This window comes from Fulvivirga sp. AWR4_260, from assembly GCF_056158185.1.
The window spans coordinates 2,251,517-2,269,363 of the sequence record NZ_JBSWSU010000015.1; the positions used below are offsets into that span (position 1 = coordinate 2,251,517).

The following is a 17,847-nucleotide window of genomic DNA, read 5'->3' on the forward strand; positions in this document are numbered from 1 at the left end:
TGTACCTTTTAAAGGCTTAGTTGAATAATTTGATTCATTGTTTCTCTTCTACTATATCAGCTCAGATCTACCTTTCATTTTAGTTGAATTAATATTATTTGTTTAGTTCACGTCATGTTTTAAAAGTGCAAAATCAACTATTAAAGTATTTATTATTTTAAAAACATCTTTTAATAGTCTGGTTTTTTGCCTCTGTAATATTTTGTTGTTGATGATTATTATAGGCAAAAAAAAACATGCTTAAATTATAGAAATAAGAGCCTTTTTTAAAATTTAACCTATGCGCAAACATCTACTCACCATTTTTTTACTAATCGGATCTTTTTTTTCAGCTCGTTCAGAAGGTACTAAAGAGTTGCAGCCTCAAGGAGAGGCTCCAAGTGGTACTTTATGTGCCCCCACATTTTCAGGAAACAGCGATTGGGGTGTTTATGGAGCCAATGATGATGAGAGGATTCATGTCACCATCAAAAACTTCGGAGAAAGAATCTATATGGGTTTTGGTAAACCTTTTGATGGTATTAATAACTTCAACGGGCCGCGTATAAATAATATTCGCTTTAGAGTGGTTAGAAGCAGTGATGGCGTGATAGTATATGGAGGGGCAGCAGGACAGCTCTTACCTGCTCCTGGTGAAGCAGGTTACATCGATGATTATAATGAAGCTGCAGCTGGCCCAACAGCCTTGGTGGGGGCAGCGGGTTACGTTCCGTTAAGTTTTAGTCCTACACAAATAGGTGATTATTACATTGAGTTTAGTCGAAATGGTGATACTGCAGGAGATGGTAGCTTTCCTTCTTGGACCATGAAATATTTGGATGTAACCGTGGCTTCGGGAGCTCAAATACGAACAGGAAGGTTGTGGTCAAAACTTTGGGAGTTAACCATGATGGAGTTTGGAGATGGCGTTAGCGAAAATGGTAAAGCTAGGTCTAAGTTTTATGCGTATACTGCTGATAGTGTGGTGACTACGCTTGATTTAAATGGTATGCGACCTTATTTGTTTACAGTAATGTGTAATAAATCAGGGGTGAGTACTGTGGGGGCATTTGAAGAAACAAGAAAATCAGTAGAAACTAGGTCTGTATTTGCCGAATACCCTTTGTTTCTGAATAATCCGGATGAAGATTTATTCCCTTCTGGTGAACCAGCATATTTAACATCAGAGCCATATATCACTGGTTGCCCTACTGAAGAGTACAAAATTATCTTTGCTACCAATAAGGTGGCTTATGCGGAAATTTTGATTGATTTGGACGGAAATCCAGGCCCTAATTATAACACCGAAGATGTAATTATAGTAGGCAATTTAAATCCGGGTGAAAATGTCATTTCTTGGGATGGTAATAATGGTGATGGCCTTCCCGTACCCGTAGGCACTAAATTTACTGCTCAGGTAAGTATCATTTCAGGGCTTACTAACTTTCCTATTTACGATGCAGAGTTCAATGAAGAGGGATTTGATGTGGGGCTAGAGCGACCTGCAGGTTCAACACCGCTGATATATTACGATGATCAAAATATAACAGAAGCTGGTGCTGGTGCTACACAGTTAGATGGCGAAGTTTCTCCAGGTCACGTATGGACTAACTCTAATTATGGAGATGTCAATACAATTAATTCTTGGTGGTACACCTATTCATTAATTGAAAGTTTTACTTACGAAATAGTAACCAATTGTCCGCCAAATATAATTGATGATTCATATACCTTAAATGAAGATGAACCTTATCAGGCCAATGTGTTGGATAATGACTCTGATCCTGATTTGTCGGATAATATTGTATTGCAGACGGTACCTGTGTCTGGGCCGGCCCACGGTACTGTAGAAATGAACCCAGATGGCACCTTTACTTACACGCCTACAGCAGAGTTTTCAGGGACAGATAGTTTCGTTTATGAGGCGTGTGATAACAGTGGCTTGTGCGGACAGGCTACAGTATCGCTTACTATTAATGCCGTGAATGATGCTCCATATGCAATTAATGATGTTAAAAATACCGCAGCCAATACAGTTACAACCGGAACTGTATTGGCCAATGATTATGATACAGAGGGCAGTCCATTAACGGTTAATCCTACGCCAGTAACTCCTCCGGCACATGGTACATTAATACTTCAAGCTAATGGTAATTACACTTATACTCCTAATAATGGTTATGAAGGCCAAGATAGTTTCGTTTACGAAGTATGTGATGATGGAGCACCCACAGGTACGACTGAATGTAGTGTTGCCACTGTCAATATATCTATTGGAGCAAGTGTTAACCAAGCACCTACTGCCACTAATGATAATTTTTCAGTTAATGAAGGCGTAACATTGTCCGAGAATGTTTTAACCAATGATACTGATGCACAGGGAGATGGTTTACAAGTAAATACAGTCCCAATTGTTAATGTAAAATATGGTAACCTTACTTTAAATCCTGATGGTTCGTTTGACTATGTTCCTAATGAAGGATTCGTGGGTGATGACTCTTTTACTTATGAAGTGTGTGATGATAATTCACCTTCACTTTGCAGTCAGGCTACGGTTAATATTGAGGTGCTAGAGGTAAATGAAGCTCCTTTAGCAGTGGATGACTATTATTACACAGGATTAGATGAAGTGGTTGGAGGTAACCTATTATTCAATGATTCGGACCCTGATGGAAATCCTATTAGTATAAATACCAGTTACCCTTATTCATTATCAGGTACGGGAGTATTGCATGTTAACGCCAATGGAACGTTTGATTATACTCCGGGTACAGGAGAAACCGGCCTTGTTACTTTTGAATATCAGGTATGTGATAATTATGATCCACAAGCATGTAGCATAGCCACAGTTACACTTAATATAGGTGCGGCTAATAACGCCCCGGTAGCGGGTAATGATGCTAGGTCTACCAATGAGGAGACAACACTCAATGGTGAAGTTTACAGCAATGATTATGATCCGGATGGTGAGAATTTAACATTCGCTTTAGTAGGAGGCACTGAACCTGATCCCGCTACGGAGGGCACCTTAACTTTTAATAGCAACGGGACATATACATTTGTGCCAGCAACTAACTTTAATGGCCAAGTTACCTTTAGATATAATGCGTGTGATGATAATCCCTCTTCTTTATGCGATGAGGCTACAGTAACAATTACCGTATCACCTGTTAATGATGCCCCGGTGGCTACTGCATCGTCTACTTCAATGAATGAAGATGAAATATTAAATTCATCATTAGTATCATTGGTTACTGATGTAGATGATGATACCGAAGATTTAACATTTAGTTTGGCAAATGGTAGTTCTGCTGCAGCGAATGGAGTTTTAACAATTAGTAGTAATGGTAATTATAGCTATGAGCCTAATGAGAATTACAACGGTATTGTAGACTTTGACTATCAAGTTTGTGACGATGGTAACCCTCAGTTATGTGATAGTGAGACTATAACTATAGATGTAATTGCTGTTAATGATGCTCCTGTGGCTGTAAAAGACAGTGTTTCAACACAACAAGACGTTGATGTATCAGGCAATTTATTGACCAATGATTCTGATGTGGATGGAGATCCTATTGCAGTTAATAATTTCGGAACTTTTAATTTAATCGGGATAGGGACTTTAAATGTTAGTGCCAATGGTGATTTTACATTTGACCCTGATGCCAATTTCACTGGATTGTTTACACATGAATATCAGTTATGTGATAATGTGCCTGAGTGCGTAAATCAAGATCTGGTTATTTACGTTTACGAAGCTAATACACCGGTTGCCACCGATGACACGTTTGATGTTAATCAGGGAGATACACAAACTGGCAATGTCCTCACAAATGATTTTGATCCGGAGGGTCAAACATTAGAAGTGACCAATGCCGGTACATACAATAGTGCTGAGGGAGATTTAACTATTAATTCTGATGGAACGTTTTCCTTTGTTCCTAATGCTAACTTTATAGGAGAGTACGAATTTATATATGATGTATGTGACATTCCTGGAGTTGGCGCCCCATCATGTACTAGCGCAAGTTTAATTTTAACATACAACGGTACTCCTTCAGCTCAGGATGATTTTACATCCACAAATAGCGATACACCTGTTAGTGGTAATGTTATAACAGCGAACGATACAGACCCGGAAAACGATGAATTAACTATTCAATCTCCGGGTACATACAACTTGGCAGGAGGAACTATAGTCATTTATGCCAATGGTAGTTATACCTACACTCCCAATGCAGGAAATACCACTGGTGACAGCTATACTTATACTGTTTGTGACGATAAGGGAGCTTGCTCTTCGGCAACATTAAATATTACAATTAATGCCGCACCAGAGGCTGTGGCTGATAATGAAACGGTTAACGAAGATGAAACGCTCAGCGGGGTTAATGTTTCTGCTAATGATAGTGATGCTAATGATTTAGCGGCTGATTTAAGTTATACCATCTACGATGGAGGATCAGCAGTTGATAATGGCTCTTTAGTATTTAACCCTGACGGTACATATTCTTATACTCCTGATGATAATTTTTCAGGAACGGTCTCTTTTCAGTATCAAGTGTGCGATGATAATAGCCCTGTTCCTGCTTGTGATATTGCAACGGTTACTATTGACGTTTTGGAGGTGAACGATGCCCCATTAGCTGACGATGTGTACGAATCCGGTTTAGCAGGGCAACCAATTACTTTTTACCTTTCTGTAGGGGTTACTGATGTGGACGATACTAGTCATACATACAGCATTCCTGATGCGGGTAATTTGGGAGGTAATGCCGGGGGTAATTATGATCCGAATACGGGGGAAGTGAATTTAACACCTAATGCAGGTTATACCGGTCAGCTGTACTTTACTTACGAAGTTTGTGATGACAGTAATGATTGTGCTCAGGCTATGGTTTATATCACCGTTAATCCTAATGGAGGGAATGCTGCGCCCATTGCAGGAGACGATTTCTATACTGTAAATGAAGATGATGGGTTGTCGGGAGATGTGTCTGAAAATGATGGTGATCCTGATGATGGACCAGCATCATTAACTTATTCGCTTATTGATGGAGGATCTGCCGCTGTAAATGGCTCCCTTTCTCTTGGGACCAATGGCGCTTTCACATATACTCCTAACCCGCAATATAATGGTGTGGTGAGTTTTATGTATCAGGTATGTGATGATGAAAATCCTAACGCCTCATGTGACAATGCTGAAGTAACAATTACGGTGTCTCCGGTTAATGATAATCCTTTTGCATCTTCTGATGCCAATAGTATTATGGAAGATCAAGTTTCTGTTAATCAGTTTGATGGTAGTGGTGGATTATTATCTAACGATACAGATATTGATGGAGACGACTTGGAAGTATTGTCAATAGATGCTTCGGGCAATGGGGTCACTATTGGTGATTATGGTACATTATATTGGCAGCCGGATGGGACTTATGTATATGAGTTAGATAATACTAACCCAGCAGTGCAAGGGCTGTCTAATGGCGCTACCTTGTCAGAGACTTTTACATACGTGGTAACGGATAATAATGGAGGTATGGCCAACAGCAACTTGGTAATAACAATAAATGGGCAAAATGATACTCCTCAAGTTCAAGATGAAACTGTAGCTATAGATGAAAATTTAGCCAACGGAACAAGTGTTATTATTGTTGATGCGCAAGATGGTGATAATGATATTGTTAATTATGCTATAACCTCTGGTAATGATTTGGGAGGCTTTGCTATAAACGCAGCTACTGGTGAAATTACAATAGCCCAAAGCAGTGTAATAGACTTTGAAGTTAATACCACCTTTACTTTAGAAATAACAGTTACTGATGATGATGGACTAAGCGACATTGGTTTTATAACCATTAACATTAATGATCTTAACGATAATTCACCCGTATTAACTGCCACTAGCGAGACCATTCAAGAAGGCAATACATTTGTAGAAACCGTATCAGCTAATGATGCAGATAACGGTGATACTCAAACCTACTCTTTGACAGGCGTTGATGCCGGTTTGTTTAGTATTAATTCTTCCACAGGAGACTTATCGTTTTTGAATGCTCCAGACTTTGAAACCCCTTTAGATAATGATGGAGATAATGTATATCAGTTGACTGTGGTGGTAACAGATGCTGCAGGTAATACAGATAATGAAGCAATAACGGTTACTGTTACCAATTTGGTGGAAGTAGCGAACTTCACTATCGATGCAATAAGTGATGACAACATCTCCGAGAACAGCATTTATACTGGTCCAACGCCAAGCTTAAGTGGAGACAGCCCCGTGGGCAGCGTGACCTATAGTGTAGGCGGTGCTGATGGCGGCTTGTTCACTATCGATGCGAGCACCGGAGTGGTAACTTTGGCCGCTCAGGACTTTGAAACTCCTTTAGATAATGATGGCGATAATGATTATGAAGTAACGATCACTGCTACCGATGCAGATGGCAATACGGCCAGTGAAAGCTGGGTGGTGAGTGTCACGGATGATAACGCAGAAGTAGCGAACTTCACTATCGATGCGATAAGTGATGATAATATTTCAGAGAACAGCATTTATACCGGTCCAACACCAAGCTTAAGTGGAGACAGCCCCGTGGGCAGCGTGACCTATAGTGTAGGTGGTGCTGATGGTGGCTTGTTCACTATCGATGCGAGCACCGGAGTGGTAACGTTGGCTGCTCAGGACTTTGAAACTCCTTTAGATAATGATGGCGATAATGATTATGAAGTAACGATTACTGCTACCGATGCAGATGGCAATACGGCTAGTGAAAGCTGGATCGTAAGTGTCACGGATGATAATGCAGAAGTAGCGAACTTCACTATCGATGCAATAAGTGATGACAATATTTCAGAGAACAGCATTTATACCGGTCCAACGCCAAGTTTAAGTGGAGACAGCCCCGTGGGCAGCGTGACCTATAGTGTAGGCGGTGCTGATGGTGGTTTATTCACTATCGATGCCAGCACCGGAGTGGTAACTTTGGCCGCTCAGGACTTTGAAACTCCGCAGGACAGCAATGGCGATAATGATTATGAAGTAACGATCACTGCTACCGATGCAGATGGCAATACGGCCAGTGAAAGCTGGGTGGTGAGTGTCACGGATGATAACGCAGAAGTAGCGAACTTCACTATCGATGCGATAAGTGATGATAATATTTCAGAGAACAGCATTTATACTGGTCCAACGCCAAGCTTAAGTGGAGACAGCCCCGTGGGCAGCGTGACCTATAGTGTAGGTGGTGCTGATGGCGGCTTGTTCACTATCGATGCCAGCACCGGAGTGGTAACTTTAGCCGCTCAGGACTTTGAAACTCCGCAGGACAGCAATGGCGATAATGATTATGAAGTAACGATTACTGCTACCGATGCAGATGGCAATACGGCTAGTGAAAGCTGGATCGTAAGTGTCACGGATGATAATGCAGAAGTGGCGAACTTCACTATCGATGCAATAAGTGATGATAATATTTCAGAGAACAGCATTTATACCGGTCCAACGCCAAGCTTAAGTGGAGACAGCCACGTGGGCAGCGTGACCTATAGTGTAGGTGGTGCTGATGGTGGTTTGTTTACTATCGATGCGAGCACCGGAGTGGTGACATTGGCTGCTCAGGACTTTGAAACTCCGCAGGACAGCAATGGCGATAATGATTATGAAGTAACAATTACTGCTACTGATGCAGATGGCAATACGGCCAGTGAAAGCTGGGTGGTAAGTGTCACCGATGATAACGCAGAAGTAGCGAACTTCACTATCGATGCGATAAGTGATGATAATATTTCAGAGAACAGCATTTATACCGGTCCAACGCCAAGCTTAAGTGGAGACAGCCCCGTGGGCAGCGTGACCTATAGTGTAGGTGGTGCTGATGGTGGTTTGTTTACTATCGATGCGAGCACCGGAGTGGTGACATTGGCTGCTCAGGACTTTGAAACTCCGCAGGACAGCAATGGCGATAATGATTATGAAGTAACAATTACTGCTACTGATGCAGATGGCAATACGGCCAGTGAAAGCTGGGTGGTAAGTGTCACCGATGATAACGCAGAAGTAGCGAACTTCACTATCGATGCGATAAGTGATGATAATATTTCAGAGAACAGCATTTATACCGGTCCAACGCCAAGCTTAAGTGGAGACAGCCCCGTGGGCAGCGTGACCTATAGTGTAGGTGGTGCTGATGGTGGTTTGTTTACTATCGATGCGAGCACCGGAGTGGTGACATTGGCTGCTCAGGACTTTGAAACTCCGCAGGACAGCAATGGCGATAATGATTATGAAGTAACAATTACTGCTACTGATGCAGATGGCAATACGGCCAGTGAAAGCTGGGTGGTAAGTGTCACCGATGATAACGCAGAAGTAGCGAACTTCACTATCGATGCGATAAGTGATGATAATATTTCAGAGAACAGCATTTATACCGGCCCAACGCCAAGCTTAAGTGGAGACAGCCCCGTGGGCAGCGTGACCTATAGTGTAGGTGGTGCTGATGGCGGTTTGTTCACTATCGATGCGAGCACCGGAGTGGTGACTTTGGCCGCTCAGGACTTTGAAACTCCGCAGGACAGCAATGGCGATAATGATTATGAAGTAACGATCACTGCTACTGATGAAGATGGCAATACGGCCAGTGAGAGTTGGGTAGTAAGTGTCACCGATGATAATGCAGAAGTCGCGAACTTCACTATCGATGCGATAAGTGATGACAACATCTCCGAGAACAGCATTTATACTGGCCCAACGCCAAGCTTAAGTGGAGACAGCCCCGTGGGCAGCGTGACCTATAGTGTAGGTGGTGCTGATGGCGGCTTGTTCACTATCGATGCGAGCACCGGAGTGGTGACATTGGCTGCTCAGGACTTTGAAACTCCGCAGGACAGCAATGGCGATAATGATTATGAAGTAACAATTACTGCTACTGATGAAGATGGCAATACCGCCAGTGAAAGCTGGATCGTAAGTGTCACCGATGATAATGCAGAAGTAGCGAACTTCACTATCGATGCGATAAGTGATGATAATATTTCAGAGAACAGCATTTATACCGGTCCAACGCCAAGCTTAAGTGGAGACAGCCCCGTGGGCAGCGTGACCTATAGTGTAGGTGGTGCTGATGGCGGCTTGTTCACTATCGATGCGAGCACCGGAGTGGTGACATTGGCTGCTCAGGACTTTGAAACTCCGCAGGACAGCAATGGCGATAATGATTATGAAGTAACAATTACTGCTACTGATGCAGATGGCAATACCGCCAGTGAAAGCTGGATCGTAAGTGTCACCGATGATAACGCAGAAGTAGCGAACTTCACTATCGATGCGATAAGTGATGATAATATTTCAGAGAACAGCATTTATACCGGTCCAACGCCAAGCTTAAGTGGAGACAGCCCCGTGGGCAGCGTGACCTATAGTGTAGGTGGTGCTGATGGCGGCTTGTTCACTATCGATGCGAGCACCGGAGTGGTGACTTTGGCCGCTCAGGACTTTGAAACCCCGCAGGACAGCAATGGCGATAATGATTATGAAGTAACGATCACCGCTACCGATGCAGATGGCAATACGGCCAGTGAAAGCTGGATCGTAAGTGTCACCGATGATAATGCAGAAGTAGCGAACTTCACTATCGATGCGATAAGTGATGATAATATTTCAGAGAACAGCATTTATACTGGCCCAACGCCAAGCTTAAGTGGAGACAGCCCCGTGGGCAGCGTGACCTATAGTGTAGGTGGTGCTGATGGTGGTTTGTTTACTATCGATGCGAGCACCGGAGTGGTGACATTGGCTGCTCAGGACTTTGAAACTCCGCAGGACAGCAATGGCGATAATGATTATGAAGTAACAATTACTGCTACTGATGCAGATGGCAATACGGCCAGTGAAAGCTGGATCGTAAGTGTCACCGATGATAACGCAGAAGTCGCGAACTTCACTATCGATGCGATAAGTGATAATAATATTTCAGAGAACAGCATTTATACCGGCCCAACGCCAAGCTTAAGTGGAGACAGCCCCGTGGGCAGCGTGACCTATAGTGTAGGTGGTGCTGATGGCGGCTTGTTCACTATCGATGCGAGCACCGGAGTGGTGACATTGGCCGCTCAGGACTTTGAAACTCCGCAGGACAGCAATGGCGATAATGATTATGAAGTAACAATTACTGCTACTGATGCAGATGGCAATACCGCCAGTGAAAGCTGGATCGTAAGTGTCACCGATGATAATGCAGAAGTAGCGAACTTCACTATCGATGCGATAAGTGATGATAATATTTCAGAGAACAGCATTTATACCGGCCCAACGCCAAGCTTAAGTGGAGACAGCCCCGTGGGCAGCGTGACCTATAGTGTAGGTGGTGCTGATGGCGGCTTGTTCACTATCGATGCGAGCACCGGAGTGGTGACATTGGCCGCTCAGGACTTTGAAACTCCGCAGGACAGCAATGGCGATAATGATTATGAAGTAACGATCACTGCTACTGATGAAGATGGCAATACGGCCAGTGAAAGCTGGGTAGTAAGTGTCACCGATGATAACGCAGAAGTCGCGAACTTCACTATCGATGCGATAAGTGATGATAATATTTCAGAGAACAGCATTTATACCGGCCCAACGCCAAGCTTAAGTGGAGACAGCCCCGTGGGCAGCGTGACCTATAGTGTAGGTGGTGCTGATGGCGGCTTGTTCACTATCGATGCGAGCACCGGAGTGGTGACATTGGCCGCTCAGGACTTTGAAACTCCGCAGGACAGCAATGGCGATAATGATTATGAAGTAACGATCACCGCTACCGATGCAGATGGCAATACGGCCAGTGAAAGCTGGGTAGTAAGTGTAACGGATGATAACGCAGAAGTAGCGAACTTCACTATCGATGCGATAAGTGATGATAATATTTCAGAGAACAGCATTTATACCGGTCCAACGCCAAGCTTAAGTGGAGACAGCCCCGTGGGCAGCGTGACCTATAGTGTAGGTGGTGCTGATGGCGGCTTGTTCACTATCGATGCGAGCACCGGAGTGGTGACATTGGCCGCTCAGGACTTTGAAACTCCGCAGGACAGCAATGGCGATAATGATTATGAAGTAACGATTACTGCTACCGATGCAGATGGCAATACGGCCAGTGAGAGTTGGATCGTGAGTGTCACCGATGATAACGCAGAAGTAGCGAACTTCACTATCGATGCGATAAGTGATGATAATATTTCAGAGAACAGCATTTATACCGGTCCAACGCCAAGTTTAAGTGGAGACAGCCCCGTGGGCAGCGTGACCTATAGTGTAGGTGGTGCTGATGGCGGCTTGTTCACTATCGATGCGAGCACCGGAGTGGTGACATTGGCCGCTCAGGACTTTGAAACTCCGCAGGACAGCAATGGCGATAATGATTATGAAGTAACGATCACTGCTACTGATGAAGATGGCAATACGGCCAGTGAAAGCTGGGTAGTAAGTGTAACCGATGATAACGCAGAAGTAGCGAACTTCACTATCGATGCGATAAGTGATGATAATATTTCAGAGAACAGCATTTATACCGGTCCAACGCCAAGCTTAAGTGGAGACAGCCCCGTGGGCAGCGTGACCTATAGTGTAGGTGGTGCTGATGGCGGCTTGTTCACTATCGATGCGAGCACCGGAGTGGTGACATTGGCCGCTCAGGACTTTGAAACTCCGCAGGACAGCAATGGCGATAATGATTATGAAGTAACGATCACTGCTACTGATGAAGATGGCAATACGGCCAGTGAAAGCTGGGTAGTAAGTGTAACGGATGATAACGCAGAAGTCGCGAACTTCACTATCGATGCGATAAGTGATGACAATATTTCAGAGAACAGCATTTATACCGGCCCAACGCCAAGCTTAAGTGGAGACAGCCCCGTGGGCAGCGTGACCTATAGTGTAGGCGGTGCTGATGGTGGTTTGTTTACTATCGATGCCAGCACCGGAGTGGTGACATTGGCCGCTCAGGACTTTGAAACTCCGCAGGACAGCAATGGCGATAATGATTATGAAGTAACGATTACTGCTACCGATGCAGATGGCAATACGGCCAGTGAGAGTTGGATCGTGAGTGTCACCGATGATAACGCAGAAGTAGCGAACTTCACTATCGATGCGATAAGTGATGATAATATTTCAGAGAACAGCATTTATACCGGCCCAACGCCAAGCTTAAGTGGAGACAGCCCCGTGGGCAGCGTGACCTATAGTGTAGGCGGTGCTGATGGTGGTTTGTTTACTATCGATGCCAGCACCGGAGTGGTGACATTGGCCGCTCAGGACTTTGAAACTCCGCAGGACAGCAATGGCGATAATGATTATGAAGTAACGATTACTGCTACCGATGCAGATGGCAATACGGCCAGTGAGAGTTGGATCGTGAGTGTCACCGATGATAACGCAGAAGTAGCGAACTTCACTATCGATGCGATAAGTGATGATAATATTTCAGAGAACAGCATTTATACCGGTCCAACGCCAAGCTTAAGTGGAGACAGCCCCGTGGGCAGCGTGACCTATAGTGTAGGCGGTGCTGATGGTGGTTTGTTTACTATCGATGCCAGCACCGGAGTGGTGACATTGGCCGCTCAGGACTTTGAAACTCCGCAGGACAGCAATGGCGATAATGATTATGAAGTAACGATTACTGCTACCGATGCAGATGGCAATACGGCCAGTGAGAGTTGGATCGTGAGTGTCACCGATGATAACGCAGAAGTAGCGAACTTCACTATCGATGCGATAAGTGATGATAATATTTCAGAGAACAGCATTTATACCGGTCCAACGCCAAGCTTAAGTGGAGACAGCCCCGTGGGCAGCGTGACCTATAGTGTAGGTGGTGCTGATGGCGGCTTGTTCACTATCGATGCGAGCACCGGAGTGGTGACATTGGCCGCTCAGGACTTTGAAACTCCGCAGGACAGCAATGGCGATAATGATTATGAAGTAACGATCACTGCTACTGATGAAGATGGCAATACGGCCAGTGAAAGCTGGGTAGTAAGTGTAACGGATGATAACGCAGAAGTCGCGAACTTCACTATCGATGCGATAAGTGATGACAATATTTCAGAGAACAGCATTTATACCGGCCCAACGCCAAGCTTAAGTGGAGACAGCCCCGTGGGCAGCGTGACCTATAGTGTAGGCGGTGCTGATGGTGGTTTGTTTACTATCGATGCCAGCACCGGAGTGGTGACATTGGCCGCTCAGGACTTTGAAACTCCGCAGGACAGCAATGGCGATAATGATTATGAAGTAACAATTACTGCTACTGATGAAGATGGCAATACCGCCAGTGAAAGCTGGATCGTAAGTGTCACCGATGATAATGCAGAAGTAGCGAACTTCACTATCGATGCGATAAGTGATGATAATATTTCAGAGAACAGCATTTATACTGGCCCAACGCCAAGCTTAAGTGGAGACAGCCCCGTGGGCAGCGTGACCTATAGTGTAGGTGGTGCTGATGGCGGCTTGTTCACTATCGATGCGAGCACCGGAGTGGTGACGTTGGCTGCTCAGGACTTTGAAACTCCGCAGGACAGCAATGGCGATAATGATTATGAAGTAACAATTACTGCTACTGATGAAGATGGCAATACCGCCAGTGAAAGCTGGATCGTAAGTGTCACCGATGATAATGCAGAAGTAGCGAACTTCACTATCGATGCGATAAGTGATGATAATATTTCAGAGAACAGCATTTATACTGGCCCAACGCCAAGCTTAAGTGGAGACAGCCCCGTGGGCAGCGTGACCTATAGTGTAGGTGGTGCTGATGGTGGTTTGTTTACTATCGATGCGAGCACCGGAGTGGTGACATTGGCTGCTCAGGACTTTGAAACTCCTTTAGATAATGATGGCGATAATGATTATGAAGTAACGATCACTGCTACCGATGCAGATGGCAATACGGCCAGTGAAAGCTGGGTGGTGAGTGTAACGGATGATAATGATAATGCTCCGGTATTAACAGTTTCGGATACAGAAGTTGTAGAGGGTAATGTTTTGGTAACTACAGCATCTGTTACTGACCTTGATGATGGTGATAGCCATAGTTTTTCATTGACCGGTGACGATGCCAGCCTTTTCGATATCGATGAAAATACGGGTGAAATTACTTTCATTGATGCACCAGATTTTGAAAATCCAATAGACTTTGATGGTGACAATATTTATGTGATTAATGTGGTGGTGGTTGATGATGCTGGAAATTCTGACTTCGAAACTATAGAAGTAAGTGTCACTAATTTAGATGAGGCTCCAGTTATTTCATTAGATGAAGATAATAGCAGTGGTGGGGTTGATGATGGTAATTTTTATGTTGAATATAATTCGGGTGATGCAAATAGTAATGTGACGGATACTGACGTTTTCATTGAAGATGTAGATAATTCTGATATAAGCAGGCTGGTAATAGGGGTTGATGGTATCCAAGATGGAAGTTCTGAGATCATAACCATAGGCGGTGAGACATTTAACTTAGCCAATCCTCAAACAGTGGTAGTTAATATTGGTACAGAAAGTTATAATGTTGATTATAATACTAATGACTCTACATTTAATATTACTGATGCTTCAGGAGGAGGGATGGATATAGATGCACTAGAAGGTGTGATAGCCACTGTTCAATACGGGCATTTGGATGATGAAAATCCTACCGAGGGTATAAGAACGCTGTTATTTACTGTGTATAATAATCTGGCTTCAAATACAGTTAAATCTGACATACAAGTAAATGATATATCTGCACCAGCTGAGCCTACTATTAATAGTTTAATATCTAATAATTCTTCGCCTACCATAACAGGTACTTTTGATGAGTTGTCGTCAGAATTATTTGAAGTAACGGTGAATGGAATTAAATATACTTTAGGAGCTAACCCTGAATTAACTACTGATGGAAATGGTAATTGGGCCTTGAATTTGGGCTTTAACTCTTTGACAGATGGTGTTTATGATGTAGTAGCTAGTTCAACAGATGCTAATGGTAATAATGCGGTTGATAGTACAATTGATGAGTTGATTATTGACAGCGTTGCTCCGGCTAGGCCTACAGTTAATACCTTAGTTACTAATGATAGCTCTCCGATTATCACAGGTACTTTTGATGAGGCTAATACAGATTCATTGGCCGTTGTAATTAATGGAATAACCTACATACTAGGTGTTGATACAGAATTAAGTAGTGATGGCCTAGGTAATTGGTCTCTAAACTTGAGTACGACAGTACTTCCAGACAGTACATATGATGTTGTAGTATCTACCACAGATGAGGCAGGAAATACTAGTGTTGACGCTACTATAAATGAGTTAGTGATTGATACACAAGCCCCTGATACTCCTACAGTGAATGCACAGGTTACTAATAATTCATCACCTATTATAACGGGTACTTTTGATCACCTGGATACTGATGTATTAATAATCACTTTTATGGGCAATGATTATGAATTAGGAGTGGATACTGAATTATCAGTGAGTGATTCGATATGGACATTAGATTTAAGTGCTGAGACTTTGGTAGATGGAACTTATGAAGTGATTGTTTCAACGATAGATGCGGCAGGAAATTCTTCCGCAGATGAAACAAGTGACGAACTCATTATTAATACTTCTGGACCGTTAGGCCCTACGGTAAATGATCAAGAGACAAACAATGCTTCACCAATAATAACAGGAACTTTTGACGAAGCTAATACGGATTCCTTAACGGTTGAAATTAATGGCGTAGTATACACATTGGGTGTTGATCCGGAGTTGTCCAGCGATGGAGCCGGGAATTGGGAGCTTGATTTGAGTAATGAGACTTTGGGCGATGGAATCTACGATGTACAAGTTAATTCTACTGATAGTTTAGGAAATACATCATCGGATGTAACGGTTGATGAGATAATAATTGATACTCAAGCACCTGCCATTCCGGAGGTTACCCCATTAACCACTAATGATTCAACACCTTTAATTGTAGGTACCTTTGATGAGGCCAATACTGATTATTTTTCAGTAGAAATAAACGGTGTCACTTATGTTTTAGGTGTAGATGCAGAATTGTCAAGTGATGGGGTAGGAAATTGGTCGCTGGATTTAAGTGGTGTTTCTTTATCTGATGGAGTTTATGATATTACGCTTACAGCTTCAGATAATGCTGGCAATATAGCCAATGATATTACTACTGATGAATTAGTAATAGATACATCAGGCCCGGGCGTGCCTACTGTAGATGAACTATCTACTAATGATAGCTCGCCAATTATCACAGGTACTTTTGATGAAAATGCTGCAGATTCCTTGATGGTGACCGTAGATGGTGTGACCTATACGCTAGGTGTTTCTTCAGAGTTAACAAGTGATGGAGAAGGAAACTGGACACTTGACTTGAGTGAGGGTAGTTTGCCTGATGGTGTTTATGACATAGAAGTGGTTACAGTTGACGGAGCCGGCAATACTATAACAGATGCAACAACCGATGAATTAGCTATAGACACTACTTTGCCGGTGGCTGCAGATGATTTAGGTTTTACTGTAAATGAAGATGAAGCTTTAACGATTCCGAATTTGCTATTGAATGATACAGATGTGGAAGGCACACTAGAAGTCAGTTCAATTATACTTGTTGACCCAGCAGATACTTTAAATACAGGAAATATAAATTCTCCTTTATTAATTGATGGCATTGGTAGCTATGCATTACAGCCAAATGGAGAAGTTATATTTACTCCTTCGGAAAATTATAATGGGCCGGCTGACATTAATTATTATGTGAGTGATAATTATGGAAACGTCTCTAATGATGCAATTATTGAAATCGCTGTGTTACCAATTAATGATCAGCCTGTGGCTGTCAACGATACTATTTCGTCAGGATTTACGGCTATAGATGTATTATCGAATGATTATGATGTTGATGGAGATTCTCTGATACTTAGTACTGAATTGATTCAATCTCCAACTCATGGAGTTGTTACCATAGATGCATCAGGTAATATTGTTTATAACGCTAATAATGGTTTTGAAGGTATTGATAGCCTTGCTTATGAGGTTTGTGATAACGGAAGTCCTTCGCTTTGCAGTAGTGCTGTAGTGGTACTGCTGGTAGGCAGTCAGGTTGATACTGATGGTGATGGAGTGATAGATGTTCTAGATCCTGATAGCGATAATGATGGTATACCAGATAGTGTTGAAGACGATAATGAAGATGGAGATAATAACCCAGCAACTAATGCTACAGATTCAGATGAAGATGGAACTCCCGATTATTTGGATACAGACTCAGATAATGATGAAATTCCGGATTGGTATGAGGCGCCTATGGGGGCAGAGCCATCAGGTGAAGACAGTGATTCTGATGGAATTGATGATGCATTTGATGAAGATGAGGGAGGCAATGGCCTGAATTACGAGCCTAGGGATACAGATGCTGATGGAAAACCAGATTATAAAGATGATGATGATGATGATGATGGCCTATTGACTATCGATGAAGGTAGAGATGGAGATTGTGATAGAGATAATATTCCAGATTACTTAGATAGTGATAATTGTAGGTTAGAGCCAATGAAAGGTTTCTCTCCTAATGATGATGGCAATTTAGATACCTGGGTTATCATTGGAATAGAGGCGTACCCTGATAATGAGGTTAAAATCTTTAACAGGTGGGGTAACCTAGTTTGGGAAACCAGTTCTTATAACAATGATAATAATGCATGGGGTGGTGACACCAACGGCAAGTTGATACTGTCAGGCTCTTCTGTTCCGGATGGAACGTATTTTTATGTAATAGACATAAAAGATGGAAGAGAACCACTAAGTGGATATATGGTATTGAAACGCTAGAAAAATTA

Annotated in this window: 1 protein-coding gene; it reads left to right on the forward strand. The window is 43.0% G+C overall.

Annotated elements, in window-relative coordinates; translation table 11 throughout:
* Positions 1–280: 280 nt before the first annotated feature.
* Positions 281–17,839 carry an Ig-like domain-containing protein gene (locus ACXACQ_RS15825; protein ID WP_474976936.1) on the forward strand — a complete coding sequence of 5,853 codons (17,559 nt, stop codon included), beginning with the start codon at positions 281–283 and terminating at the stop codon, positions 17,837–17,839.
* The last annotated feature ends 8 nt before the right edge of the window (positions 17,840–17,847 follow it).